This window comes from Delftia sp. S65, assembly GCF_016516495.1.
GTDB classification, from domain to species: domain Bacteria; phylum Pseudomonadota; class Gammaproteobacteria; order Burkholderiales; family Burkholderiaceae_C; genus Comamonas; species Comamonas acidovorans.
In genome coordinates this window covers 15,493-32,283 of record NZ_JACVUR010000019.1, presented here as the reverse complement: position 1 = coordinate 32,283, position 16,791 = coordinate 15,493, and the positions used below count along the sequence as shown (strand labels likewise).

Sequence of the window (16,791 nt, the reverse complement as noted above, 5' to 3'; positions counted from 1 at the left end):
TCGGGCGTGAGCGCAACAAGCGCGTGCGCTTACAGCGCCAGGTCCTTCTCGACGTCCTGCACCTTGCGGCGGGCCAGCGCCAGATTGGAGCGGCTCTTGTCCAGCACCAGGTAGAAGAACACGCCTTCATGGGCGGCCACGGGCCGGATGATGTGGTACTGGTGCGTCAGGGTGATCAGGATGTCGTCGATGGCGTCATCGAGCTTGAGCATGCGCATGGTCTTGAGCTTGGCGCGCACCACCTCCGTGTTGCCGGCAGCGGCCAGCTCCATGTCGAGGCCGGAGCCCACGCTGCCCATGAGCATGCCGCTGGTGCTGTCCACCAGGGCCGCGCACAGGGCGCCATCGATGCCCAGCAGGCCGTTCAGAGAATCATGTATCGAAGCCATATGCCACCTTTTCAAATAGCAAGGGCAGGCTGTGCGATGGACCACCGCGCCCGCTCCTCGGGGGAAGAAAACCAAACTTCTGCAGCGGATGCCGCGGATCAGGAACGGGACAGTTCGGAGGCCACTTCGCCCGCCGCCCACAGCGCGCGGCCCAGCAGGGCGCTTTGATCGACCACCATGCACAGGATGGCCGGCTGGTTGCCGGCCACGGCCTGGAAGAGGACGGTGCCCAGCTCGGTCTCGAAGGTCAGCCGCCGGCAGGACTTGTGGCCTATCTCGGTGGCCACGGCCCTGGCCATGGCCATGAGCGAGCCCGCCATGGCCGACAGGCGCTCCGTCGGCAGTTCGCTCCTGACCCGCAGGGAGGTGATCTCGAAGCCGTCAGGCGTGCACAGCAAGGCGATGTGCACGCCCTCCAGGGGCGCCACCACGCGGTGGAGCACATCGCTGCCAGCTTCGATCAGAGAGGGAGGAATCCGGGGAAGCGTTGGTGTCTTCATACCTGACTTTGCAAGGAAAGCAAGGAAACGAGCACCCCCAGCGCATCCAGCAACTGCTGCCGGTCACGGGGGTCCGCCTGGATGACAGGCACTATACCGTGACCTCTGTCCGCCAAGGCGCTGCTGAATGCTTCCTGCTGTTGCTCGCTGGCATCACGGCAACTGACCACCACCACCAGGGGCCCGGATTCCAGGGAGGCGATCTCGGCCAGGCACTGTGCCGCGTAGTCCGGTGCGCGGGCGTCGCAGACATCCACCATCAGCAGCACGCCCACCGAGGCATTGAGCACCCAGCGGCGCACGAAGTCGAAGCGTTCCTGCCCCGGGCTGCCCACCAGCTGCAGCCGCTCTCCACCGCCCAGGTCGATCTCGCCGAACTCGGCACCCACCGTGGTGAACTCCTTGGAATGGGAGGCCCGGTCCAGATTGGGCACATCCGCCGCCGCCATCAACGCGCCGCACAGGCTGCGCAGCGCCGTGGTCTTGCCTATGCCCATGGGGCCCACCAGGCTCACCCGTACCAACCCGGCAGCAGGCTGCGCGTTCATCCACAGGCTCATGCCACTCCTCCGCGCCGGATCCATCCGGCCAGCTTTTGCACCCACTGGCGCGGCAGGCCGGCCACCGCGTCGGGCGCCTGTGCGCGGCTGCGGCGCAGCGGCGGGAGATCGTCTTCGCGCGCGGGCCGCAGGCTGCACTCCAGCAGGCTGCGCAGCCGGGGATGGCGCAGCAGTTCGGCCACGGCGCGAGCCTGCATGCCGCTGTGCTCGCACAGCAGGGCCACCTCCATGGGGCCACGGCACAGCATGGCCAGGGCACGCAGACATTCGGAGTTGTTCCACGGCGCGGGCAGCGCCACCCAGGCCTTGAGCTGGAAGCGGTAGCGGCAGTCCACGCCCTGCTGCTGCAGATCGTCCAGCGCCCGCGCCAGCGTATGCGACGTCGCCACCTGCTGGCGCACCGTCCAGTCCATGAGGAAGACGGCCGCCCGGTCCAGCATGTCGATCAGGTCGGACAGCGTGAAATTCATGTCCAGATAGGTGGCCAGTCGCTGCTGCGTGCGCTCCAGGTGCTGTCCCTGGGGCACTCCACCCACGTAGACCACGCAGGGCATCCACCCTGCAGCCTCGGGCGCGGGCATGTTGCCATCGACGACCAGCACCTGGGCGCTGACCAGGGGCACCTGCCGCCAGCCGCGCAGCGACTTGCGGGACGCCACGGCGAACAATGCCTCGAAACGCTGCTTGAGCAGAGGAGACCACAGCTCGGCAGCCAGGCCGATCTCGTCTGTAGTGCGAGCCATCTTTGACACCTCACCGGATAGGAACTGAAATGGACAAACCAGATTCGCCCGTGACAGAACATCGGCGAAGACTGATATTTTGGATAGTTTTTACACATTACTCACTTGATTTAATGTGAACTTTTCTATTTAGACCAACGCCGCCACAGTACGGACCAGAGTGGCCGCGAGATTTGTCGCCGAATTCCAAGGGTGCTTACACATGGCCTGATAGCCTCGATCCCCGAAGCGGTATGCTCCCGCTTCCCTCACTTTCACGCCTTTCCCCGCGCAACGCACCCATGTCCGCAGGACTCAATCTGGCCCAGCTCCAGGCCGTCCACTACACCGAAGGCCCCTGCCTGGTCCTGGCCGGCGCGGGCTCGGGCAAGACACGCGTGATCACGCACAAGATCGGGCGCCTGATCGAGATGGGCATGGCGCCGCGCCGCATCGCGGCCATCACCTTCACCAACAAGGCCGCAGCCGAAATGCGCGAGCGCGCGGCCGGCCTCATCGGCCGCCAGGCCAAGGACGTGCTGGTGTGCACCTTCCACGCCCTGGGCGTGCGCATGGTGCGCGAGGACGGCCATGTGCTGGGCCTCAAGCCCCAGTTCAGCATCCTGGACGCCGACGACGTGACGGGCATCCTCAAGGACTGCTCGGGCGGCACCACCGACCTGGCGACGGCGCGCCAGTGGCAGTGGACCATCAGCAACTGGAAGAACGCCGGCTGGGACAGCCGCAAGGCCCTGGCCATGGCCCAGGACGACAACGAGCGCAGCACGGCGCTGATCATGCAGCGCTACGAAGAGCGCCTGACCGCCTACCAGAGCGTGGATTTCGACGACCTGATCGGCATGCCCATGCGCCTGCTCAAGAACCACATCGAGGTGCGCGAGAAATGGCAGCGCCTGCTGGGCCATGTGCTGGTGGACGAATACCAGGACACCAACGCCACGCAGTACGAGCTGCTCAAGATGCTGGTGGGCAGCCGCGCCCACTTCACCGCCGTGGGCGACGACGACCAGAGCATCTACGGCTGGCGCGGCGCCACGCTGGACAACCTCAAGAAGCTGCCGGTGGAGTTCCCGCAGCTCAAGGTGATCAAGCTGGAGCAGAACTACCGCTCCACCTCGGCCATCCTGCGCGCGGCCAACAACGTCATCCAGCCCAACCCCAAGCTCTATCCGAAGACGCTGTTCTCGGAGCTGGGCGAGGGCGAGCCCGTGCGCATCGTGGACTGCGACACCGAGGAGCACGAGGCCGAGCGCGCTGTCGCCCGCATCCAGAGCCTGCGCGCGGCCAGCAACCCGCCGCCGGACTGGAAGGATTTCGCCATCCTCTACCGAGCCAACCACCAGGCCAAGCCCTTCGAGAAGGCCTTGCGCAAGGCCAGCATTCCCTACAAGGTCTCGGGCGGCACCAGCTTCTTCGACCGCGCCGAGATCAAGGACCTGTGCGCCTGGTTCCGGCTGTGGATCAACAACGACGACGACCCCGCCTTCCTGCGCGCCATCGGCACGCCCAGGCGCGGCATAGGCCACACCACGCTGGGCAAGCTGGGCGAGTTTTCCTCGCAGCACAAGCTCAGCATGTTCGGCGCCCTGTTCGCGCACATGCTGGAAGCGGCCCTGCCCAAGAAGGCGCATGACAGCCTGCTGGAGTTCGGCCGCTACATCAACGACCTCGAATACCGCGCCCGCCACACGCTGGGCGCCGAGCAGTCGCGCGGCTTCATGCTCGACTGGCTCAAGGAGATCGGCTACGAGCAGTACCTCTACGACAGCGAGGACAGCGAATCGGTCGCCGCCGCGCGCTGGAGCAACGTGCTGGAATTCTGCGACTGGATGTCCCAGCGCGCCGGCGGCCAGATCGAGGACGCGGCGGGCACGACCACGCACACCGAGGTCAAGAGCCTGCTGGAAGTGGCGCGCAACATCGCCCTGCTGTCCACCATCAGCGAGCGCGAGAAGGAGCAGGACATGGTCATCCTGTCCACCCTGCACGCCTCCAAGGGCCTGGAATGGCCGCATGTGATGCTGGTGGGCGTGACCGAGGGCATGCTGCCCTTCAAGCTCGACGACGACAACGGCCGCCAGCAGAAGGTCAGCGACGAAACCGCCCAGCGCCTGCAGGAAGAGCGCCGCCTCATGTACGTGGGCATCACGCGCGCCCGGCGCTCGCTGGCCGTGAGCTGGACCAAGCGCCGCAAGAAAGGGCGCGAGATGGTCTCCACCCTGCCCAGCCGCTTCATCAAGGAAATGGGCCTGGACGCCGCCACCTCGCGCGAGGACCCGCGCGAGAAGCTGCGCCAGCTGCGCGCCGAGTTCGCCCTCAAGGCGCAGCAGTCCACGCCCGCCGACTCCTGATTCCAGAAAGACACCGCATGCGTTTTTACCGCCCCGTTCTCAGCCTGGCGCTGGTGGCCGTGACCACCGCCTGCTCCAGCACGGACCTGCAGACCACCACCCGGCCCGCCCTCCAGGCCGCGCCCAAGGCCGCCCGCGCTGCCGCCGCCCTGCCACACGCCCCATGCCCCGGCGACGAGGAGATGAAGGACAGCCAGCTGCAGGGCGAATGGACGGGAACCGTCGAAGGCCAGTCCCAGCCCGTGCGCCTGCAGTTGGGACCGCACCCCCAGTGGAAGGGCAACGTCAAGGGCACGATCGCGCGCGGCACAGACACCCGCCCCATGGTCGGCGACGTGGCCGATGACCACATCACGCTGGAAGAAAGCGCCGACGGCAAGCGCATCACCGCCACCTGGCTGGGCGATGTCGTCGAAGGCAGCTGCGCCCGCGAGATCCGCGGCAACTTCATCGAAGGCGACGATGCGGCGCCCCGGCCCTTCGTGCTGCGCAAGCTCGCGCCGTGACCGGCCCCCGAGCCTGCACACGAGCCCCCTGCTCCCTCTTCACTCAATTACCCCTTACTCTTCGCTCCTTCCATCACGGGACCCAAGCCATGACGACTCCTACACACCTGGATCGCCGCAAGCGCCCAAGCCGCACGCCGACACCCCTGCAGTGGGCCCTGGCCATGGGACTGGGCGCCACGCCCTGGCTCGGCGCCCAGGCGCAGACCGCGCCCCGCCCCCTGTCCGAGGACGCCTGGCGCCAGTGCGCCGCCACCACGGACAACCAGTCTCGCCTGGCCTGCTTCGACACCTGGGCTCAGCAGCAGCAACCGCTGACCGCGCCGCCGGCCACCGGCTGGAGTGCCCCGGCCGCCAGCGCCGCAGCCGATCCTGGCGCCCTGCCCACGCCCGCCCCCGTGGTGACGGCCGACAGCGGCCAGGGCCTGGCGCTGCCCACCACCCCCACCAACGGCGGCTGCCGCGACCCGCGCTACAGCGAGCTGTCGCGCTACTTCGAGCTGGAACCGGGCAGCGACTGCGGCACCTTCAGCTTCCGCGGCTACCGGCCCATGTCCGTGTCCGTGGTGACGGCCGACCATGTCAACCGGCAGCCCACCACGCCCGGCAAGGACCCTGCGCAGTCGCAGCCCTACAAGACCGAGGAAATGCGCGTGCAGCTGTCCGTGCGCACCAAGGTCGCCCAGGGCCTGCTGACCAGCAGCACCTCGGCGGGCAAGGACTCGCTGTGGGTCGGCTACACCCAGCAGTCGTACTGGCAGCTGTTCAGCCCCGCCATCTCGCGGCCCTTCCGCAACACGGACCACGAGCCCGAGATCTTCTACGTCTACCCCACCGATGCCCGGCTGCCCTTCGGCTGGCGCTGGCGCTACAGCGGCGTGGGCCTGGTGCACCAGTCCAACGGCCAGAGCGATCCGCTGTCGCGCAGCTGGAACCGCTGGTATCTGATGACCGGCTTCGAGCTGGACAACCGCTGGCAGCTGCACGCCAAGGCCTGGCAGCGCATCCGCGAAAGCGCCGAGCACGACGACAACCCGCGCATCCAGGACTACATAGGCCGGGGCGAGGTGAAACTGGGCTGGAACGTCAATGCGCAGAACTATCTGGGCTTCACTGCGCGCGGCTCGCTGGGCCAGGGCCGAGGCTCGGGCCGCGTCGAATGGCTGCGCACCCTAGGCGAAGGATGGAACGGTGGCAAGAGCAATTTGCGCCTGCATGTCCAGCTTTTCAGCGGATACGGTGACAGCCTGATCGATTACAACTACAGGCGCACCGTGCTCAGCGTGGGCTTCAGTCTTCTGGACTTCTAGAAGACCGGCCCTCGCCGGGCACGCTTTGCCGCTTGCCCTTCGCGGGGAAGCCCCGTCCCGCTGGCTGCATTGCCAGCGGCCGGGGCCATGCGTCAGAATGTGCCGATGCCCCGGGCCTTTGCAGGCAGGCCCGGAACCCGCCCCAGAACGAACCGCGGAGGTCCGCCATGGATTTGCAATACCAGCTCAAGGCCGGCAGTTACTGCCTGTACGACATGCGCGAGACGCCCAGTGCCATCACGGGCGAGCGCCGCTGCCGGCTCAGGACCGAGCTGGTGGCCATTGCCTTCGACCTGGTCACGGGCCAGGTCCATGAGCATGGCTCGCCCACGCGCATCCATGCCTGGGCCCTGTGCACGCGCAGGCGGCTGCGCGCGGCCGGCGACTGGGACCAGGCCGACAGCATCGTCGTGGTCTCCGGGCCCCTGCCGGTGGATGAGATCAACAAATGCCTGGGCATACGCGGCTACTGCCGCCGCATGTTCCAGCGCCTGGCCAGCCTGCCGCACGGCAAGCTGCAACCCCACGCGCATGCGCACGCTCATGGTGCCCACGGCGCCTACGGGGCTTACGGCGCCCATGCAGGCCGGCACCAGTCCCATCAGGGCCAGCAACGGCGGGCCGCCTGAAAGCCCGCGCGCGCCCGGCACCACCTCACTCGGGACCCAGGTCCTCTTCCCCTTCTTCATCGTGCGGCTCGGCATGCTTGACGATGGTCACGGGCAGCCGGCTGTTGCGTGCCACCTCGCGCGAGACCGAGCCGATCAGCACGCGCCGCAGGCCGCCCTGGCCCAGTGCGCCGATGATGATCTGCTCGCAGCCCGTGCTCTCGGCAATGTCGGCCAGCGCGGCGGCGGGCTCGCCCAGGCCGATCTCCACCTCGTAGGAAATGCCGGCCGCCCGCACCAGGGCCACGGCCGGCGCCACCAGGTGCATGCCGGCGTCCACGCTGGCGGCGGCAATCATGTCCGAGTCCTGCGTGGCCAGCTCGAACAGCGAGGCTTCCTGCTGCACATGGGCCAGCACGAAATGCGCCTGCAGGCCCTGGCGCACCAGGGAGATGGCGTGGTGCACGGCATCCAGCGAGGGCTCGGACCCATCGACGGCAATCATGATCTTCAGCATGCGGACCTCCTTTTTTGTAGCTGGCGAATCGCAACCACCCCAGTGTAGACGCGGGCCGGCTAAGCCAGACGGGCTCCGGGGACAGTCACGGAGCGTCCGACACGCACATGCGGCCATCTGGGACAATGGAGGGCTATGCTGCAATTCGACCTGCTCAAGACCGATCCCTCCAGCCACGCGCGCCGCGGCCAGCTCACGCTCAACCACGGCGTGGTGCAGACACCCATCTTCATGCCCGTGGGCACCTATGGCACCGTCAAGGGCGTGATGCCGCGCAGCCTGCAGGAGATGGGCGCGCAGATCATCCTGGGCAACACCTTCCACCTGTGGATGCGCCCGGGGCTGGACATCATGCAGAGCTTCGGCGGCCTGCACGGCTTCGAGAAGTGGGACAAGCCCATCCTCACCGACTCGGGCGGATTCCAGGTCTGGAGCCTGGGGGCCATGCGCAAGATCACCGAGGAAGGCGTGCACTTCGCCAGCCCGGTCAACGGCGACAAGCTGTTCATGTCGCCCGAAGTCAGCATGCAGATCCAGACCGTGCTGAACTCGGACATCGTCATGCAGCTGGACGAATGCACGCCCTACGAGACCAACGGCCACAAGACCACCGAGGCCGAGGCACGCAAGAGCATGGAGATGAGCCGCCGCTGGGCCAAGCGCTCCAGCGACGAGTTCCAGCGCCTGGGCAACCCCAATGCGCTGTTCGGCATCGTGCAGGGCGGCATGTACGAGAACCTGCGCGAGGAATCGCTGCAGGCCCTGGTCGAGATGGACTTCCCCGGCTACGCCGTGGGCGGCGTCTCGGTGGGCGAGCCCAAGGACGAGATGCTGGCCATCATGGCCCACACGCCCCACCGGCTGCCGGCCCACAAGCCGCGCTACCTGATGGGCGTGGGCACGCCCGAGGACCTGGTGCAGGGCGTGGCCGACGGCGTGGACATGTTCGACTGCGTCATGCCCACGCGCAATGCGCGCAACGGCACCATCTTCACGCGCTATGGCGACCTGAAGATCCGCAACGCACGCCACAAGACCGACCACCAGCCGCTGGACCCCAGCTGCACCTGCCATGCCTGCGCAGGCACCAGCGGCGTGAGCTGGGAGCAAGGCGGACGCGACGGCTTCTCGCGCGCCTACCTGCACCACCTGGACCGCTGCGGCGAGATGCTGGGCCCCATGCTCACCACCATCCACAACCTGCACTACTACCTGAACCTGATGCAGGAAGTGCGCAATGCGCTGGAGGCGGGCAACTTCACTGAAATGCGCGCACGCTTCAAGGCCGAGCGCGCCCGGGGCGTCTGACGCCCCTCAGCCGAATACTCGAGTCGCTCAGATCGCTCAGGTCGCCAGGTCCTTGAGCGACCAGGACACGCCGGTCTCGAAGCCGGCGCGCATCTCGTCGGCCACGCGCTCCAGCTCGTCCAGAAACAGCCGCATGGCGGCTGCCTTGGTGTAGCCGATGCGCTGGTACAGGCAGCCGGGCAACTGCGCACCTGCGTCATGCAGGGGCCGCCAGAGCAGGCGGCCGGCCGCCACATCCTCGGCCACGTTGTCGGGCACCAGGAATCCCAGGGCCGTGCTGCCGGCCACCAGGCGCCGCACCATGGGCACGGAGCTGGTCTCCACCAGCGGCCGCTGCTGGTGCAGGGCCGCGCTGTCCATCTGCTCCAGCATGCTGCGCAACTCCATGCCCGGCGCCATCAGGATCAGCGGATAGTCCACACAATCGCGCAGGCGCAGCAGGCGCGGCTCGGTGGCCAGCGGATGACCGGGGGCCATCACCGCGCCCAGCGGCTGGGGCCAGGCGCGCACCTCCTGCACGCCGGGCGGCGGCGGGCGGCGCAGGCAATAGGCCACATCGATCTCTCCCTGCGCCACGCCGCGCAGCAATTCCTCGCCCGTGCCCGAACGCACGCTGAAGGTGATGCCCGGATAGCGCCCGTGCAGGCTGGCGATCACCAGGGGCAGCAGGTACTCGGCCGTGGCATGGGACACGCCCACGCGCACATGGCCCCGGCGCAGGGCGCGCAGGTCCTCCACCTGGGCCAGTGCGTTGTCGAAGTCACGCTGGCTGCGCCGCACGGCCGCCAGCATCAGCTCCCCGGCCGTTGTCAGCTGCATGCCGCGCGGCAGGCGGTCGAACAGCGGCACGCCGACCTGGGCCTCCAGATTGAGGATTTGCTGGTTCACGGCGGCAGCCGTCAGGTGCAGCGTGACGGCGGCCTTGCGCACCGAGCCACGGCGCGCCACCTCGTCAAAACAGCGAAAGGCCTGGGAGATTGCGGGCATGGCGCAGAGTGTAAATTTTTATCTGACACCTCATCCAAAACAAACAGCTATTCCTGACGCTTGCGACTGCCTAGAGTGGCGCTCATTCCCGGCCTCCTTTGAAAGCAGCCCATGGCAAGCACCGTAGACCAAGTCACCCAGCGCCGCCGCGGCGTCGGACTCATCGCCCACGACCCCGCCCTCTCGGCCGGCGGCTACACCCTGATCGCGCCGCAGACGGCCGACGGCCATGTCTACCTGGTGGACATCGAAGGCCGCGTGGCCCATGAATGGAAGCTGCCCGTGCGCGCGGGCCGGCACGCCGTGGTCCTGCCGAACGGCAACCTGGGCTACAACGGCAACCACCCCCGCTCGCCAGACCGCTATGCGCCGTGGTCCATGTGGCATGGCGGCGATTTCTACGAGGTCACGCCGCAGGGCGAGATCGTCTGGCGCCACGAGGACCCGGACCACCACCATGACGCGCAGTGGCTGCCCAACGGCCATCTGCTCTACGCCGCCTGCGCGCCCGTGCCTGCGGGCTTTGCCGAACGCGTGCCCGGCGGCACCGCGCACGGGCCCGGCGAGGTGATGTACGGCGACGTGATCCGCGAAGTGGACCGCAGCGGCCGCCTGGTCTGGGAATGGAAGGCCTGGGAGCACCTGGCGCCCCAGGACTTCCCCATCCACCCGGGCTTTGGCCGCTACCACTGGCCGCTGGTCAACGGCCTGGGCGTGAGGGCCGACGGCAGCGTGCTCATGAGCCTGCGCACCACCTCCGGCATCATCGCCGTGGACAAGGCCAGCGGCGCGGTGACGCTGCACATTCCACCCTCGGTGGTCTCGCACCAGCATGCGCCCGTGGCGCTGGACAACGGCCACATCCTGGCCTTCGACAACGGCAACTTCCGCGAAGGCGCCCACGTGGCCTTCTCGCGCGTGGTGGAGATCGATCCTGCCGACCACCGCGTGGTCTGGAGCTACCAGGACGAGATGGTCAACGCCTTCTACACCGCCTTCATGGGCAATGCCCAGCGCCTGTGGAACGGCAACACCCACATCACCGAATCGGCCACGGGCCGGCTCTTCGAGGTCACGCCTGCGGGGGAGGTGGTCTGGGAATACATCCTGCCCTGGTTCGCCGAGTACCCCGATGCCGCAGCACGCCGCACCGGCCCCGGACGGCTCAACAGCGTGTTCCAGACCTGGCGCTACCACGCGGACCAGCTGCCCTGGCTGGGTGCCGCCGGGAGGCTGTCATGAGCCTCAACCGCAGGCAACTGGCGGCCTGGATGCTGGGCGCGCCCTGGCTGTCACCGGCAGCCCGTGCGTCCACGGCTGGGGCCGACGCCTGGCCCAGCCAGCCGCTGACCGTGGTCGTGCCCTTTTCGCCGGGCGGCAGCGTGGACGTGGCCGCGCGCCTGGTCATGCCGCGCCTGGCGGAGCGGCTGCGCCAGCCCGTGGTCATAGAAAACACCGTGGGCGCCTCGGGCACCATCGCCACCCAGCGGGTGATCAAGGCCAGGCCGGACGGTCATACCGCGCTGTTCGGCGTGGCCAGCTGCGTGCTCATTGCGCCGCTGGTGTCGCCAGAGCGCTTCCGGTATGACGGCCTCAGGGAACTGCTGCCCGTGGCGCCCGTGGCCTCTTCGGCCTTCGTGCTGGCAGGCCGCCCCGACCTGCCAGCCACCACGGCGGCCGAGCTCGTGCAGCTATCGCGCCAGCAGCCGGGCCGGCTGACCGTGGGCACCGATGGCGTGGGCACCAGCCTGCACCTGACCGCAGAAATGCTCCAGCAGCAGGCCGGCCTGTCTTGGACGCATGTGCCCTACAAATCCGGCCCGCAGGCGCTGACCGAGCTGGCGGGCGGGCAGATCGACCTGGCCGTGCTGCCCGTGGCCCTGGTCCAGTCCTTTGTACGCGAAGGCAAGCTGCGCGGCCTGGGCGTGACCTCGCGCCTGCGCGCCGCCACCTTGCCGCAGACTCCCAGTCTGCAGGAAACGCCGGTCTGGCAGTCCTTTGATGTCGAGGCCTGGCAGGGCCTGCTGCTGCCGGCCCGCACCGATGCCCGCATTGCCGAGCGCCTGGCCCGCGAGACCGCAGCCGTGCTGGCCGAGCCGGATCTGGTGCGCAAGCTCGCCGAGGCCGGCTTCAAGCCCATGGCCATGGAGCAAGCCCAGTTCATTGCCCACCTGGAGAGGGAGAGAAAGCTGCTGGAGGCCACGGTGCAGGCCGCCCGCCTGCAAGGCACAGGCTGACCCGGCCAGGCCCGGCCAGGCGCTGCTTGCGGTGCTACTGCAGGGCGCCGGGCGAGACAAACAAGAGGTCGGCCATCTGCACCAGGGTCCGGCCCCGGGTCAACGGGTAGGAGGGCGAAGGAGACAACGCGCGCGGCTGCAGCCGGAAAAAGGCCTTGCCGCCACAGCGCTGGCCCAGCATCTCGAACTCGGCGCCTTCCAGGCGGCAGTCCACCTGCAGGCCCGGTGCGGGCTCATGGGCGATGCCAGACAGCTGCGACAGGCGCTGCAGCGCATCGGGCTCGGGCAGCACGGTGGTTTCGGCACTGCCATCGACATGCTGGACATGCACGGGCCGGCCAGCCAGGACCTTGAGCGGATACACCAGTTCCAGGCCTGCCCGCCCGGCGCGCATGCCCCGCTGCAGGCCGCCGTCGACATCCCCCTGGGCACGCGCCCAGCACGTGAAGCTCAGTCCGCGCGCCGAACCCACGATGCGCACGCGCCAGGCCAGGCTCAGCTCCTCGCAGTCCACCACCGTTTCGTAGAAGGCCTCGAAGCGGCCGGCCCGCTCGCGCAGGCTCAGTTCGCCCGCTCCATGCACACAGCGGTCACCTTGTCCGTCGCGCGCCACAAAGGCCATGGAGCGCAGGATGTCGACGCCGCCATAGCGGACATTGCGCAGGCCGCCGTCGGCCAGTTCGGCACGGAGCGGGCCGGCCTGCAACTGGCGGGGGCCGGACTGCAGATGCCTATCCCAGCCTTGCGCAGACACCACGATGCCAGCGCCCTCGGGCCCGTTGCCGGCGATTTCAGCGAACCATTGGTTCATATTTGCACCCTTGTCCATTCCGAGCATGGATGCCGATGCTATGGACGATCGGTGCGCATGAATAACGATGTTTTCTGTCACCCGTCGTGAGCTGCACTCACAAGCGGTCAGGCATTCCGGCATCAGTCCGGGGGGCCGGGGCGCCGCTCAAGGCCTGCGGGGCCTGCTGCGGCTCCAGCACGGTGCAGTTGCGGCCCTGGGCCTTGCCACGGTAAAGCGCCGCATCGGCACGTGCAATGGTCGCCTCCACCGACTCGCCCGCGCGGTACTGCGCGGCGCCCAGCGTGCAGGTGACGCGGGCGCCCTCGCCCAGGGTCTGCGTCCACGGGGCTTCGGCAATGCGCAGGCGCAGGCGCTCCAGCAGCTCGCTGGCCTGGGCCAGGTCGGTGTCGGGCAGCACCAGCAGGAATTCCTCACCGCCATAGCGGCCCACGCCATCGGCACCGCGCAGCTGCGACTTCAGCAGCGTTCCGAAGGCGCGCAGCACGCGGTCGCCGCCCTCATGGCCAAAGCTGTCGTTGATGCGCTTGAAGTGGTCTATGTCCAGCAGCGCCACGCACAGCACCGTGCCACGGTCGTGGGCGGCGGTGCGCACCTCGTGCAGCCGCTCGATCACGCCCCGGCGGTTGCTGACGCCGGTCAGGTCGTCATGGCGCAGCAGGGCCTCGATCTGCGCCAGCGCCGTGGCCAGCTTGTCATTGGCGATGCCCAGCCGGTACTGCATGCTGCGAAAGAAGGTGGCCTGCACGCTGCAGCGCACCACGGCACCGAGCACCACGCCGAAGGCCAGCAACTGGCCTGCAGCCGTGTCCGTGGTCATGCGCATCAGCGGCCCCCGCCAGAGAATGATGGCCGCCACGGCGATGAGCGTGCCGATCCAGGTCAGCCAGAAGCTCGTGCGGCTGCGCGCCAGGAAACCGTCGGCGCTGAAGGCGATCAGCATCACCATGGACTGGAACGCCAGCGCAGGGGCTGCCATGACCATGCCCAGCACGCCGATGATGGACACCAGCTGGTGCGTGAGGAACATGCCGGGATCGCGCAGCCTGTGACACCAGTCGCTGGCATAGGCCCAGGTGATGAAGCCCATGCCCGCCGCCACCCACAGGCCATAGCCCAGCACCACGGCCCAGGGCGCATAGCCGGCCCAGGCATGACCCAGAAACAGCAGCAGCGCATAGATATGGCTGACCAGCACGGAGATGTGCAGTTGCCAGGTGCGGCGCTTCCAGCGCTCCAGGTGCAGCGCCTCGTCCACCAACGGCGACGCCGGCTTCGGCCCCCACAGGAGACGGTCCGGGAAATTCCGAGAAATGGAGGAAAGCACGGGCATGCGAAGAAGCGCGGCGGGCCGGCGGCCCTCATGGGCGCCCATTGTGACCGCATCCGGGAAATCCCGGGGATTGCATCCTTCTCGCCTAGGAGGTACGTGGCGGCCGCACGTCCTCGGCCACCACGATCTGGTTGCGCCCGCAGGCGCGGCCATGTGCGAGGGCCGCTTCGGCACGCTGCACCAGCCGCTCCGAGGTTTCGCCCGCCTGGAACTCCGCCACGGCCAGGGTCAGCGTCAGCGGGTCCTTGTCGGGGTCGGGGATGGGCTTTTCGCTCCAGTGCTGCTGGCGCACGCCCTCGCGCACGCGCTGCAGCGCCCAGACGGCCTGGACGGAGGCGGTATCCGGCATCACCAGCATGAAGGTGTCATCGCGGTAGCGGCCTATGCCGTCCACCGTGCGCAGGTGGGTGACAAGCAGGCCGCTGAGCATGAGCAGCACCCGGTCCTGCAGCGATGGTCCCTTGTGCGGCGGGTGCACGCCCGCACGCTCCACCCAGGGGTCCAGCTCCAGCAGCACCACGCAAAACGGTTCAGGCTTGCGCGCATGGCGCTCGCGCAGGCCATCGACGGCATCCATCAATCGCGAGTAATTGGCCACGCCGGTCAGCGTGTCGCGCCCCGTGGGCAATTGCAGCGAGCCCACGCGGGTCTGCAGCTGCTGCACATCGTCGGCCAGCTGGCCGCAGTAGCTGGACAGCTGCGCCAGTTCCTCGGTGTACTGGCGCTGCATGCGGCTCAGTGCCTGCCACAGGGCCAGCGCATGCACGGCCAGCGGCAGCAGCACGCTGGCCAGCCACAGAATGCGCACGGCGACCGAGCCGGGTGCCATCTGCGGCATGGGCCTGGCCACCACCACGGCGCAGAGCATGGCCAGCATGGCGCACAGCAGCACGATCTGGCCTGCGGGCAAGTGCAGCGCCTGCTCGCGCTCGCCATCCCAGGGCAGCCAGGCGATGGCGGCCAGCCACAGCAGGGCAGAGGCCCAGGCCAGCGATGGCTGCCAGGCCGCCAGCAGCAAGGCCATCGTGGCCTGTATCCAGCCGTGGCCGCGCAGCGTCCGGGTCAGCGGCAGGCCGGCAGCATGGCAGCGCCAGACCCAGGCCATGCCGGCCAGGGCCGAGAGCGCGGCGTAGGCCGCCCAGGCTTTCCATGAAGAAGGGCCGGCCAGCACATGGCCGGCCAGCAGGGCAGCCCCCACGGCCCAGGCCGCCAGGGGAAGAAGATGGGCGGACGCGCCGGCCGGTGGGTGGGCGGGCTGCGCTGGCGTGTGTTGTGGGGGATACGGCAGCTGGCGTGACATGGCATCCTCGCTGAAGACATCTGCGCCCCGGCCGAGCGCGCAAGCCATGGTGTACCACAACCCCGCGCAGCTTCAAGGGTCTTGCCGGCCCCGGCCGACACCGCCACAGCCGTCGCCAGGGCCACTTCAGGCGGGGGTCAGGCGGGCCCAGCCAGACTCAACCCGGTGCCGGCCCGGCCTCCTGCACGGGAGGCAGGGGAGCCACGGCAGGCGCAGCAGACGTGGAAGGCAGCACGGCTCCCGGCTTCCTGCGGTTGCCATCGGCCTGCGTGCCGCAGCTGTGGCAATAGTGCACAAAGGCGCTCTTGCGGGTATTGCAGCTGCCGCAGCGGTCGAACAGGCCTATGCCGCAGTGGGGGCAGAAATCGATGGCGCCGTCCTTCAGGTCCACGGGGCGCTCGCAGCCCGGGCATACGCCCTTGGCCAGGCGGGCCAGGGCCACGTCGTAGCCCAGTTCCTGGCGCCGCTGCGTCTCGGGCAGTGACTCCTGCTGCTTTTGCCGCTCCAGGTAGCGGTTCAGGCCCAGAATGGCCGCGCGCCCCAGCAGCACCGTCACCACGATACCGACCACATAGCGCACGTAGCCGCCGTAGTCGGGCAGGTAGGGCACGAGTTCGACGAAGAAGGCGAACAGCGCAAAGAAGATGAAGCCCCAGACAAAGGGCCACCAGGTGCTCTTGCGCTGTTTGGCGAACAGCCAGCCGGCCACCAGCAGCAGGGGCAGGGTCAGCGCCAGGCGGTAGAGGAAGACGCGCAGCTCGATGGCGCGCATCTCCTTGCGCCAGGCCTCCATGGCACCGTCGCGCAGACCGTCCCATTGGCGGTTGGCCGCGTCCAGGCGCTGGCGTGCCTGCAGGCTGGCGTCCTGCAGCCGCTCCACGGAGGCGCGTGCGGTGTTCTCTTCCTGCTTGATGGCATCCAGCGCCTGAGTGCGCGACAGCAGCTCGCTGTCCTGCTCGGGCCGGGCCGTGGCGCGGCGCGTGGCCACCCAGTTGTCGAAGGTCTCGCGCGCCGAGCGGTAGCGCGCCTGCGTGGCCTGGTACTTGAGGCGCGCGTTCTGCAGCGCCGTCTCCGCCTTGTCGTGATCGGCATCGGCGGCCTTGATCTCGGCCTTGACGGGCTCGGCCGCAGCGGGCGCGATGAAGTCCTCCACCGTGCGCGGCGACTCGACCTGGGGCAGGTCGCCCACCACCAGGCCGCCCAGGCCGATGAGGAAGGACGCGAACACCACCGCCACCAGCCACAGGCCTCGGCGGAACCATTTCTCGGGCAGACGCAGTGCCTTGCTCATGGGGAAACTCCTGTTTCAGTGGCCTGCGGCCGAGGGAAGA

At 68.5% G+C, this 16,791-nt stretch carries 17 protein-coding genes; 7 read left to right on the top strand and 10 right to left on the bottom strand.

Annotated features, from left to right (window positions below):
* Positions 1 to 29 precede the first annotated feature (29 nt).
* From IAE24_RS16480 to IAE24_RS16465, 4 genes are all read right to left on the bottom strand, one after another.
* A complete protein-coding gene (locus tag IAE24_RS16480; protein ID WP_012202490.1) occupies positions 30 to 389 on the bottom strand; it encodes a hypothetical protein in 360 nt (119 codons plus the stop codon).
* A gap of 98 nt (positions 390 to 487) precedes the next feature.
* Positions 488 to 889 carry a roadblock/LC7 domain-containing protein gene (locus IAE24_RS16475; RefSeq protein WP_012202489.1) on the bottom strand — a complete coding sequence of 134 codons (402 nt, stop codon included), beginning with the start codon at positions 887 to 889 and terminating at the stop codon, positions 488 to 490.
* Positions 886 to 1,449: a GTP-binding protein gene (locus tag IAE24_RS16470; protein ID WP_013800311.1), complete on the bottom strand. Its 564-nt coding sequence runs from the start codon at positions 1,447 to 1,449 to the stop codon at positions 886 to 888. The genes IAE24_RS16475 and IAE24_RS16470 overlap by 4 nt, the downstream gene beginning before the upstream one ends.
* A complete protein-coding gene (locus IAE24_RS16465) occupies positions 1,446 to 2,192 on the bottom strand; it encodes a hypothetical protein (RefSeq protein ID WP_063327661.1) in 747 nt (248 codons plus the stop codon). The genes IAE24_RS16470 and IAE24_RS16465 overlap by 4 nt, the downstream gene beginning before the upstream one ends.
* Before the next feature lie 281 nt (positions 2,193 to 2,473).
* Between IAE24_RS16465 and IAE24_RS16460 the strand changes: the two genes are divergently transcribed.
* The 4 genes from IAE24_RS16460 to IAE24_RS16445 all read left to right on the top strand — a co-directional run bounded on the left by IAE24_RS16460 (position 2,474) and on the right by IAE24_RS16445 (position 6,988).
* Positions 2,474 to 4,543 carry an ATP-dependent helicase gene (locus tag IAE24_RS16460; protein ID WP_013800309.1) on the top strand — a complete coding sequence of 690 codons (2,070 nt, stop codon included), beginning with the start codon at positions 2,474 to 2,476 and terminating at the stop codon, positions 4,541 to 4,543.
* 17 nt (positions 4,544 to 4,560) lie between these two features.
* The gene (locus tag IAE24_RS16455) at positions 4,561 to 5,049 is read left to right on the top strand and encodes a hypothetical protein (protein WP_199962021.1); all 489 of its coding nucleotides are present in this window, start codon (positions 4,561 to 4,563) and stop codon (positions 5,047 to 5,049) included.
* A gap of 89 nt (positions 5,050 to 5,138) precedes the next feature.
* Positions 5,139 to 6,359, top strand: coding sequence for a phospholipase A (locus IAE24_RS16450; RefSeq protein WP_199962019.1), 1,221 nt, complete (start codon positions 5,139 to 5,141; stop codon positions 6,357 to 6,359).
* A 167-nt stretch (positions 6,360 to 6,526) separates the two neighbouring features.
* Entirely contained in the window at positions 6,527 to 6,988 is a 462-nt protein-coding gene (locus IAE24_RS16445; protein WP_016454505.1) for a hypothetical protein, read from the top strand.
* A 25-nt stretch (positions 6,989 to 7,013) separates the two neighbouring features.
* Here IAE24_RS16445 and IAE24_RS16440 read toward each other — a convergent pair whose 3' ends face one another.
* Positions 7,014 to 7,484 carry a universal stress protein gene (locus IAE24_RS16440; protein ID WP_034397960.1) on the bottom strand — a complete coding sequence of 157 codons (471 nt, stop codon included), beginning with the start codon at positions 7,482 to 7,484 and terminating at the stop codon, positions 7,014 to 7,016.
* Positions 7,485 to 7,619: 135 nt separating this feature from the next.
* Between IAE24_RS16440 and tgt the strand changes: the two genes are divergently transcribed.
* Complete coding sequence (gene tgt / locus IAE24_RS16435) at positions 7,620 to 8,792, top strand: tRNA guanosine(34) transglycosylase Tgt (RefSeq protein WP_012202481.1); 1,173 nt, start codon at positions 7,620 to 7,622, stop codon at positions 8,790 to 8,792.
* Between the two features lie 36 nt (positions 8,793 to 8,828).
* On the opposite strand, the gene IAE24_RS16430 is transcribed toward tgt, so the two are convergent.
* Positions 8,829 to 9,779: a LysR family transcriptional regulator gene (locus IAE24_RS16430; protein WP_012202480.1), complete on the bottom strand. Its 951-nt coding sequence runs from the start codon at positions 9,777 to 9,779 to the stop codon at positions 8,829 to 8,831.
* Positions 9,780 to 9,890: 111 nt separating this feature from the next.
* On the opposite strand from IAE24_RS16430, the gene IAE24_RS16425 reads away from it, so the two are divergent.
* On the top strand, positions 9,891 to 11,021 hold the full coding sequence (locus IAE24_RS16425) for an aryl-sulfate sulfotransferase (RefSeq protein ID WP_199962017.1): 1,131 nt from the start codon (positions 9,891 to 9,893) through the stop codon (positions 11,019 to 11,021).
* A complete protein-coding gene (locus IAE24_RS16420) occupies positions 11,018 to 12,016 on the top strand; it encodes a Bug family tripartite tricarboxylate transporter substrate binding protein (protein ID WP_199962015.1) in 999 nt (332 codons plus the stop codon). Before IAE24_RS16425 ends, IAE24_RS16420 begins: the two co-directional genes overlap by 4 nt.
* A gap of 34 nt (positions 12,017 to 12,050) precedes the next feature.
* Here IAE24_RS16420 and IAE24_RS16415 read toward each other — a convergent pair whose 3' ends face one another.
* The 4 genes from IAE24_RS16415 to IAE24_RS16400 form a co-directional block, all read right to left on the bottom strand.
* Entirely contained in the window at positions 12,051 to 12,827 is a 777-nt protein-coding gene (locus tag IAE24_RS16415; protein WP_232240440.1) for a hypothetical protein, read from the bottom strand.
* Positions 12,828 to 12,924: 97 nt separating this feature from the next.
* The gene (locus IAE24_RS16410; RefSeq protein WP_325100541.1) at positions 12,925 to 14,085 is read right to left on the bottom strand and encodes a GGDEF domain-containing protein; all 1,161 of its coding nucleotides are present in this window, start codon (positions 14,083 to 14,085) and stop codon (positions 12,925 to 12,927) included.
* Positions 14,086 to 14,245: 160 nt separating this feature from the next.
* The gene (locus tag IAE24_RS16405; RefSeq protein ID WP_065347391.1) at positions 14,246 to 15,460 is read right to left on the bottom strand and encodes a GGDEF domain-containing protein; all 1,215 of its coding nucleotides are present in this window, start codon (positions 15,458 to 15,460) and stop codon (positions 14,246 to 14,248) included.
* A 157-nt stretch (positions 15,461 to 15,617) separates the two neighbouring features.
* A complete protein-coding gene (locus tag IAE24_RS16400; protein WP_013800301.1) occupies positions 15,618 to 16,751 on the bottom strand; it encodes a zinc ribbon domain-containing protein in 1,134 nt (377 codons plus the stop codon).
* Positions 16,752 to 16,791 lie beyond the last annotated feature (40 nt).

Excerpts from the sequence above, each read along its gene's own strand:
- IAE24_RS16450 (WP_199962019.1), top strand. The coding sequence starts at position 5,139 with ATGACGACTCCTACACACCTGGATCGCCGCAAGCGCCCAAGCCGCACG.
- IAE24_RS16480 (WP_012202490.1), bottom strand. The coding sequence starts at position 389 with ATGGCTTCGATACATGATTCTCTGAACGGCCTGCTGGGCATCGATGGC.
- IAE24_RS16440 (WP_034397960.1), bottom strand. The coding sequence starts at position 7,484 with ATGCTGAAGATCATGATTGCCGTCGATGGGTCCGAGCCCTCGCTGGAT.
- IAE24_RS16400 (WP_013800301.1), bottom strand. The coding sequence starts at position 16,751 with ATGAGCAAGGCACTGCGTCTGCCCGAGAAATGGTTCCGCCGAGGCCTG.
- IAE24_RS16430 (WP_012202480.1), bottom strand. The coding sequence starts at position 9,779 with ATGCCCGCAATCTCCCAGGCCTTTCGCTGTTTTGACGAGGTGGCGCGC.
- IAE24_RS16470 (WP_013800311.1), bottom strand. The coding sequence starts at position 1,449 with ATGAGCCTGTGGATGAACGCGCAGCCTGCTGCCGGGTTGGTACGGGTG.
- IAE24_RS16425 (WP_199962017.1), top strand. The coding sequence starts at position 9,891 with ATGGCAAGCACCGTAGACCAAGTCACCCAGCGCCGCCGCGGCGTCGGA.
- IAE24_RS16420 (WP_199962015.1), top strand. The coding sequence starts at position 11,018 with ATGAGCCTCAACCGCAGGCAACTGGCGGCCTGGATGCTGGGCGCGCCC.
- IAE24_RS16405 (WP_065347391.1), bottom strand. The coding sequence starts at position 15,460 with ATGTCACGCCAGCTGCCGTATCCCCCACAACACACGCCAGCGCAGCCC.
- IAE24_RS16455 (WP_199962021.1), top strand. The coding sequence starts at position 4,561 with ATGCGTTTTTACCGCCCCGTTCTCAGCCTGGCGCTGGTGGCCGTGACC.
- IAE24_RS16460 (WP_013800309.1), top strand. The coding sequence starts at position 2,474 with ATGTCCGCAGGACTCAATCTGGCCCAGCTCCAGGCCGTCCACTACACC.
- IAE24_RS16465 (WP_063327661.1), bottom strand. The coding sequence starts at position 2,192 with ATGGCTCGCACTACAGACGAGATCGGCCTGGCTGCCGAGCTGTGGTCT.
- IAE24_RS16445 (WP_016454505.1), top strand. The coding sequence starts at position 6,527 with ATGGATTTGCAATACCAGCTCAAGGCCGGCAGTTACTGCCTGTACGAC.
- IAE24_RS16475 (WP_012202489.1), bottom strand. The coding sequence starts at position 889 with ATGAAGACACCAACGCTTCCCCGGATTCCTCCCTCTCTGATCGAAGCT.
- IAE24_RS16415 (WP_232240440.1), bottom strand. The coding sequence starts at position 12,827 with ATGAACCAATGGTTCGCTGAAATCGCCGGCAACGGGCCCGAGGGCGCT.
- tgt (WP_012202481.1), top strand. The coding sequence starts at position 7,620 with ATGCTGCAATTCGACCTGCTCAAGACCGATCCCTCCAGCCACGCGCGC.